Origin of the sequence: Rhodoferax sp. (genome assembly GCF_030653815.1) — a bacterium.
Lineage (GTDB): Bacteria > Pseudomonadota > Gammaproteobacteria > Burkholderiales > Burkholderiaceae_C > Rhodoferax.
Window position 1 is genome coordinate 260,667 of record NZ_JAURYQ010000037.1, and the last position, 6,807, is coordinate 267,473.

Consider the following 6,807-nt stretch of genomic DNA (forward strand, 5'->3'; position numbering starts at 1 on the left):
AAATGATTAGCCTCCAAACCAAACTCCCCAACGTCGGCACCACCATCTTCACCGTCATGTCCGCCCTGGCGACCGAAAAAAATGCGGTCAATCTGGGCCAGGGCTTTCCCGACTTTGACTGCGATCCGCGCCTGGTCGATGCCGTCACCCTGGCCATGCAGCAGGGCAAAAACCAGTACCCGCCGATGACGGGTGTGCCGGTCTTGCGCGAGGCCGTGGCCGACAAGATCGCGGCGCTCTACCAGTTTTCCTACGACCCAGGCACCGAGATCACCATCACCGCGGGCGCCACCCAGGCGATCCTGACGATCATTCTGGCCATCGTGCACCCGGGTGACGAGGTGATCGTGCTTGAGCCCTGTTACGACAGCTATGTGCCCAACATCGAGCTGGCCGGCGGTGTCACGGTGCGGGTGCCCTTGACGCCTGGCACCTTCCGCCCTGATTTCCAAAAAATTGCGGCGGCCATCACGCCCAAAACGCGCGCCATCATCGTCAATTCGCCGCACAACCCGAGCGGCACGGTCTGGACCTCGGCCGAAATGCGTCAGCTGGAGGCCTTGCTGGCCCCGACCAATGTGGTTTTGATCAGCGACGAGGTCTATGAGCACATGGTCTTTGACGGCCAGCAGCACCAGAGTGCGGCCAGGTTCCCGGGCCTGGTGGTGCGCGCCTTTGTGGTGTCCAGTTTTGGCAAGACCTACCATGTGACCGGCTGGAAAGTGGGTTATGTGGCGGCGCCGGCGGCGCTTACCCATGAGTTTCGCAAAGTGCACCAGTTCAATGTGTTCACCGTCAACACCCCGGTGCAGTACGGCCTGGCGGCCTACATGGCGCACCAGGACGCCTACCTCCAGCTGGCTGATTTTTACCAGGAAAAGCGGGACTTGTTTCGCGCCGGGCTGAAAGACAGCAAGTTCAAGCTGCTGCCCTGTGAGGGCACTTATTTCCAGTGTGTCGACACCTCGCAGATCAATGACCTGAAGGAGGCCGATTTCTGCAAATGGCTCACCGCCGAGATCGGCGTGGCAGCCATTCCCCTGTCGGCCTTTTACGGCGCAGGGTTTGATCAGCAGGTGGTGCGTTTTTGTTTTGGCAAAAAAACCGACACCTTGAAGCTCGCGTTGGAAAAATTGCAGCGTTTGTAAGCCGGTTGCGAGGCCGAAGCTTGCGGTTCATCAATGCAAGCCCGGCAGGGGTGGCCCATCATGCCGTCAGTACTTTGACCAAGGACTAATCATGAACACCCCTGAAAAATTCGTTTATGTATTTGGCAGCAGCCGCACCGAGGGCACTGCTTCCATGAAAAACCTGCTCGGTGGCAAGGGCGCCAATTTGGCCGAGATGTGCCGCCTGGGCATCACGGTGCCCTCGGGCTTCACCATCAGCACCGAGGCCTGCACCGCCTTCACCGCACAGGGTCGCGAGGCTGTTTTTGAGTTGATCCAGGCTGAAGTGCTGGCCGGTGTGAAGTTCCTCGAAGCAGAAATGGGCAAGACCTTTGGCGACGCCAGCGACCCGCTGCTGCTGTCTGTGCGCTCCGGCGCGCGCGCCTCCATGCCCGGCATGATGGACACCATTCTGAACCTGGGCCTGAACGACGAGGCCGTTTTGGGCCTGGCGCGCAAAACCAACAACGCACGCTTCGCCTGGGACTCGTACCGCCGCTTTGTGCAGATGTATGGCGACGTGGTGATGGGCCTGAAGCCGGTGTCCAAGGAAGACCACGACCCGTTCGAAGTCATCATCGACATGGTGAAGGCGCAAAAGGGCGTCAAGCTCGACACCGACCTGGACGCCGACGACCTCAGGGAGCTGGTGCAGCGCTTCAAGTCGCTGATCCGCGCGCGCATCGGTCGCGACTTTCCCACCGACCCGTGGGAACAGCTTTGGGGCGCGGTCTGGGCAGTGTTCGAGAGCTGGAACAATGAGCGCGCTTGCGTCTACCGCGAGCTCAACGACATTCCGGCCTCCTGGGGCACGGCGGTGAACGTGCAGGTCATGGTGTTTGGCAACCTGGGTGACAACAGCGCCACCGGCGTGGCTTTCTCGCGCGATGCCGGCACTGGCGAGGACCTTTTTAATGGCGAGTTCCTGGTCAACGCCCAGGGTGAAGACGTGGTGGCCGGCATCCGCACACCGCAGCAGGTGTCGCTGGTCGGGTCGCGGCGCTGGGCCGAGCTGGCGCTGGTCAACGAGGAAGAGCGACGCCTGCACTACCCGTCGCTGCAGGAGCTGATGCCCGACATTTACCAGCAGCTGCTGCACTTTGAGACCACGCTGGAAAACCACTTCAGGGACATGCAGGACATCGAATTCACCATCCAGCAGGGCAAGCTCTGGATGCTGCAAACCCGCAATGGCAAGCGCACCGGCTCGGCCATGGTGCGCATTGCCATGGAGATGTTGCAGCAGGGCATGATTGACGAGAAAACGGCGTTGCAGCGCGTCGCTCCTGATCGCCTCAATGAGCTCCTGCACCCGATATTTGACCCCGGGGCACGCAAGGCGGCGGTGATTTTGGCGCGTGGCCTGCCGGCCTCGCCCGGCGCCGCCACCGGTCAGATGGTGTTTCACGCCGATGAAGCGGAAACCTGGGCCAAGGCCGGCAAGGACGTGATTCTGGTGCGCCAGGAAACCTCTCCGGAAGACCTGCGCGGCATGAGTGTGGCCCGGGGAATTCTTACCGCGCGTGGTGGCATGACATCGCACGCCGCTGTGGTGGCGCGGGGCATGGGCAAGTGCTGTGTTTCGGGTGCGGGCGCGGTGCATGTGGACCTCAAGGCCCGCACCATGAGCATCGGTGAAGCGGTTTACCACGAGGGTGACTGGCTTTCGCTCGATGGTTCTGCCGGCGAGGTGTATGCAGGCAAGATCGCCACCAAGGACGCCGAGCTGAGCGGTGATTTTGGCAAACTCATGGCCTTGACCGACAAGTACCGGCGCATGGATGTTCGCGCCAATGCCGACACCCCGGACGAGGCCCGGGTGGCGCGCAATTTTGGCGCCACCGGCATCGGTCTGTGCCGCACCGAGCACATGTTTTTTGAGGGCGCGCGCATTTTGGCGGTGCGTGAAATGATCCTGGCCGACCACGAGGCGGGCCGACGCAAGGCGCTGGCCAAACTCTTGCCGATGCAGCGCGGCGACTTCGAGGGCCTGTTCCGCGAGATGCACGACCTGCCGGTCACCATCCGCCTGCTGGACCCGCCGCTGCACGAGTTTTTGCCGCATGACGAAGCCAACCAGCGCACCATGGCGGCGGAGATGGGCGTGTCCCTGGGCAAAATCAGGATGCGTGTCGAAGAGCTGCATGAATTCAACCCGATGATGGGGCACCGCGGCTGCCGCCTCGGCATCAGCTACCCCGAAATCACCGAGATGCAGGCGCGTGCCGTCTTTGAGGCGGCGCTCAACGTGCGCGCCGCGGGCATCCATGTCAAGACCGAGATCATGGTGCCGCTGGTCGGCACGGTGCGCGAGTTCAATGCCCAGGCCGAGGTGATTCGACGCACTGCCGCCACCGTGTTTGCCGAGCGCGGTGAAACCCTCGACTACCTGCTGGGCTCCATGATCGAGACGCCGCGCGGTGTGCTGATGGCCGACAGCATTGCCAGAGAAGCCGAGTTTTTCTCTTTCGGCACCAATGACCTGACGCAGATGACACTGGGTTTTTCACGCGACGATGCCGGCAAGTTCCTGCCCGAATACCTCAAGCGGGGCATTTACGAGCATGACCCGTTTCGCACCATCGACCAGAAAGGCGTTGGCTTGCTGGTCCAGATGGCGGTCGAAAAGGGCCGCAGCGCGCGACCGGATCTAGAAGTGGGTGTGTGCGGCGAGCATGGTGGTGACCCGGTCTCGGTGGCGTTTTTTCACCGGGCGGGCCTGGACTACGTGAGTTGCTCACCCTACCGTGTGCCGATTGCCCGGTTGGCGGCCGCCCAGGCGGCGCTTGAGCCTTGAGCGGCTCAGTGGCGCAAGGCGTTCAAGGCTTTGGCCAGACTGGCCTCGACCGGCCAGGGCTCAGCGCCCCAGCGCGCGGCCAGCAGTTCGGCGCACAGCACCGAAAAGCTCAAGCCTCGCGAGCCCAGTCCTGCGCAAATCCATAAGCCGGGTTGCTCCGACGCCTCCAGCGGGCCGACCGCTGGCAAGCGGTCGGTGGTGACGCAGCGGGTGTTTTTCCAGTGCTTGACCTCGCCGGATTCAAACTTGTGCTGCAAGGCATCCGCCAACGCGGGCTGCAGGGACCGTAAATGCTGCCAGTTCGCAAGGTGGTTGTCGTGGTCGGGTCGCTCGGGCTGGTCCTCGGCTTGGTAACTGGAGCCCATGAACCAGGCGGCCCCGCCTGCCACCGGGATGCGCGGCACCATGCTGCCCGAGCCGTTGACCGGGTAGGGCGGGAACTCGCCTGGGTCCTTGCCGTCGTGCAACGCCCAGCTCAACATGCCGCGCATGCCGTGCATGGCGGGCAGCCTGGCCAAGTCCACAGCGCGCCCGGGCTCGTCCCGACGCAAGCGTTGCAGCAGCGTTTCAGCGCCGCAGGCATTGGCCAGCACCACACGCTCGGCACGGCACAGGCGCTGTCCATGTTCATCCAGCAGTTCCCATAGGCCATCGCGCCGGCGCAGTTGGCTCACCTCGGTCTGGCCCATGAAGGTGATGCCAGCTTGGCTGAGCCAGGCCCGCACCAGCTGGGCGGGTTTGATCCAGGCGCCTTGCGGGTGCCAGAGGTCTTGCGGATGGAGGTGCCCGCTGTCAAGATCACGCTCCAGCACGCCACTTGGCGCCCAATCCTGGCCAGCAAGCAACAGGCTGCGGGCCTGCTGCAGCATCAGGCGCACGCCGCTGCGCGACAGCTGTGACAGCGCGCAGTCGTCTGCCGAGACATGGGGCACGACCAAGCCGACCGGCAAGCCGGAAGCCCCTGCCGCCGGCGCCTCGGCCCGGTCCAGCACAGTGACTTGCCAGCCGCGTCGTGCCAATGCGGCAGCCACGCTGGCACCGGCCAGACCCGCGCCCACGACCGCGCAGCTGCCCACCGGCAAGGCGCTTGCGAGGGTGGTTTGCCGGGTTTTTTTCAGGGTCCAGCGCGGGTTGAAGCTGGCCACCAATCTGGCGGGCGCCGTATCGAAGGTGGCCGCTTCGGGTGTTTGCAGGTCAAAGCCGCACTGCATCAAATGCCGCGTCACGTCCGACTGGGCCTGGGCATTCGGAGCGTCCACCGTCAGACGGGTACCACGGCGGCAACAACGTGCCAGCGCCTTGACAATCCAAAGTGAAGCAGCTTCGGCCTCAGGCGCACGCCATCGCACCGCATCGGCTGCAAACTGCTGCTGACGCAACAAATTCAAGGTGTCGCCGATGCACAGTGTGAGCATCACCTGGCCCTGGTTCAACACAAAACGGTGAAAACCCGGCCTCAGCGCATGCCATTGGCTGGCAAGTTCCTGCACCAGGGACGCCAGCGCCGGCTGACTGCCCAAGAGGCCTGATAGCGCCAAGGTGGCGGGCGGTGCCGTAGTGAATGCCACATAGTGCAACAGACGTGACCGCAGTGGGTCAGCGCGCCAGGCTTGCCAACAATCGAAAAAACCTTGGCCCTGCGCGAATTGCGTGTCCAGCACGCGCCAGCAGGGCAAGCCCTGCCAGGTGATTTCAGGGCTTTGGTCCAGGGCTGTCCGCTGCACTTGTTCTGGCTTGACCGCGTTCGGGCGTGGGCTTATTCCTTGGGTGGCACATAGCCCTGTGCGGCATCAGCACCCGCACCAAAAAAGTGGTTTTCCATTTGCCGTGCCAGGTACTGGCGGGCACGTGCATCGGCCAGATTCAGGCGGTTTTCATTGACCAGCATGGTCTGGTGCTTGAGCCAGTCGGCCCAGGCCTGCTTGCTGACGCTTTGCCAAATGCGCTTGCCCAGTTCACCGGGGTAGGGTGGAAAGTCGAGTCCTTCAGCTTCCGTTCCGAGTTTGATGCAATTCACAGTGCGCGCCATAACAATCTTTCAATAGGGATTCAAAGCGTGCAACTGTAGCAAGGTTTTTCGCCCGGCGCGCTCCTGCGTTAAAATCCACCATATGTCAAAAGCAGATACCAAAACCAAAATCGTGGCCGATGGCCTGCGCTATAAATCCAAAGTGTCAGGTTCGCCTTTCACAGCGGCAACCTCATTTGGCGCCGCGACCATGTCGTGTTTCCTGTGCGGCAAGCACCGCGCCCGATCCCAGATGGTGTCCAAGAAAATTTTGGGCAAATCCCAGGCGGTGTGTTCACCGTCTTGCAAAGCGCTCGATGAAGCGTCCAAATAAGGTGTGCTGAGTCCATGGCGAACGCATTTCTGGTGATGCTCGACAACGCGCCTCGGCGCGTTTTTGCATTTTTAAGCGCGACCTGCGTCGCCATGTTGGCGTTTGGCTTGTACCTGCAGCACAGCCAGGGGCTGGAACCTTGCCCGATGTGCATCGTGCAGCGCTATGCGCTTTTCGCGGTCGCACTTGTGGCCGGGCTGCTGAGTGTCAGCGGCAGCCGGCGCGTCCATTTTTGGGGCTCCTTTGCGCTGTTGCTGGCGGCCGGCTTTGGCGCCTTTGTGGCAGCACGGCAAAGCTGGCTGCAGTGGTATCCGCCCGAGGTGGCCACCTGTGGCCGTTATTTTTACGGCATGATCGAAAACTTTCCACTGAGCCGCGCCATCCCATGATTTTCAAGGGTAGTGGCGACTGTTCAGCCATTGACTGGACCTTTTTGGGCGGCTCCATTGCCAACTGGGCCTTTGTTATCTTCAGCCTGGTGTTCGTGCTGGCCAGTCTG

Annotated in this window: 5 protein-coding genes and 1 pseudogene; 4 read left to right on the plus strand and 2 right to left on the minus strand. The window is 62.3% G+C overall.

The window, feature by feature from the left end:
- Nucleotides 1–2: 2 nt before the first annotated feature.
- Complete coding sequence (locus Q7U49_RS14545) at nt 3–1,148, plus strand: pyridoxal phosphate-dependent aminotransferase (protein WP_304765185.1); 1,146 nt, start codon at nt 3–5, stop codon at nt 1,146–1,148.
- A gap of 91 nt (nt 1,149–1,239) precedes the next feature.
- Nucleotides 1,240–3,966 carry a pyruvate, phosphate dikinase gene (gene ppdK, locus Q7U49_RS14550; RefSeq protein ID WP_304765188.1) on the plus strand — a complete coding sequence of 909 codons (2,727 nt, stop codon included), beginning with the start codon at nt 1,240–1,242 and terminating at the stop codon, nt 3,964–3,966.
- 5 nt (nt 3,967–3,971) lie between these two features.
- Here the strand turns inward: ppdK and Q7U49_RS14555 are convergent, their stop codons facing one another.
- Both Q7U49_RS14555 and Q7U49_RS14560 read right to left on the minus strand, forming a co-directional pair.
- Complete coding sequence (locus tag Q7U49_RS14555) at nt 3,972–5,534, minus strand: FAD-dependent oxidoreductase (protein ID WP_304765191.1); 1,563 nt, start codon at nt 5,532–5,534, stop codon at nt 3,972–3,974.
- A 188-nt stretch (nt 5,535–5,722) separates the two neighbouring features.
- The gene (locus tag Q7U49_RS14560; RefSeq protein ID WP_304765194.1) at nt 5,723–5,995 is read right to left on the minus strand and encodes an oxidative damage protection protein; all 273 of its coding nucleotides are present in this window, start codon (nt 5,993–5,995) and stop codon (nt 5,723–5,725) included.
- Between the two features lie 82 nt (nt 5,996–6,077).
- On the opposite strand from Q7U49_RS14560, the gene Q7U49_RS14565 reads away from it, so the two are divergent.
- Nucleotides 6,078–6,308 (plus strand): hypothetical protein, encoded by a 231-nt coding sequence (locus tag Q7U49_RS14565; RefSeq protein WP_296161316.1) that lies wholly within the window; start codon nt 6,078–6,080, stop codon nt 6,306–6,308.
- A 92-nt stretch (nt 6,309–6,400) separates the two neighbouring features.
- A pseudogene (locus Q7U49_RS14570) lies at nt 6,401–6,807 on the plus strand (disulfide bond formation protein B); the annotation flags it as partial.

Excerpts from the sequence above, each read along its gene's own strand:
- Q7U49_RS14545 (WP_304765185.1), top strand. The coding sequence starts at position 3 with ATGATTAGCCTCCAAACCAAACTCCCCAACGTCGGCACCACCATCTTC.
- ppdK (WP_304765188.1), top strand. The coding sequence starts at position 1,240 with ATGAACACCCCTGAAAAATTCGTTTATGTATTTGGCAGCAGCCGCACC.
- Q7U49_RS14560 (WP_304765194.1), bottom strand. The coding sequence starts at position 5,995 with ATGGCGCGCACTGTGAATTGCATCAAACTCGGAACGGAAGCTGAAGGA.
- Q7U49_RS14565 (WP_296161316.1), top strand. The coding sequence starts at position 6,078 with ATGTCAAAAGCAGATACCAAAACCAAAATCGTGGCCGATGGCCTGCGC.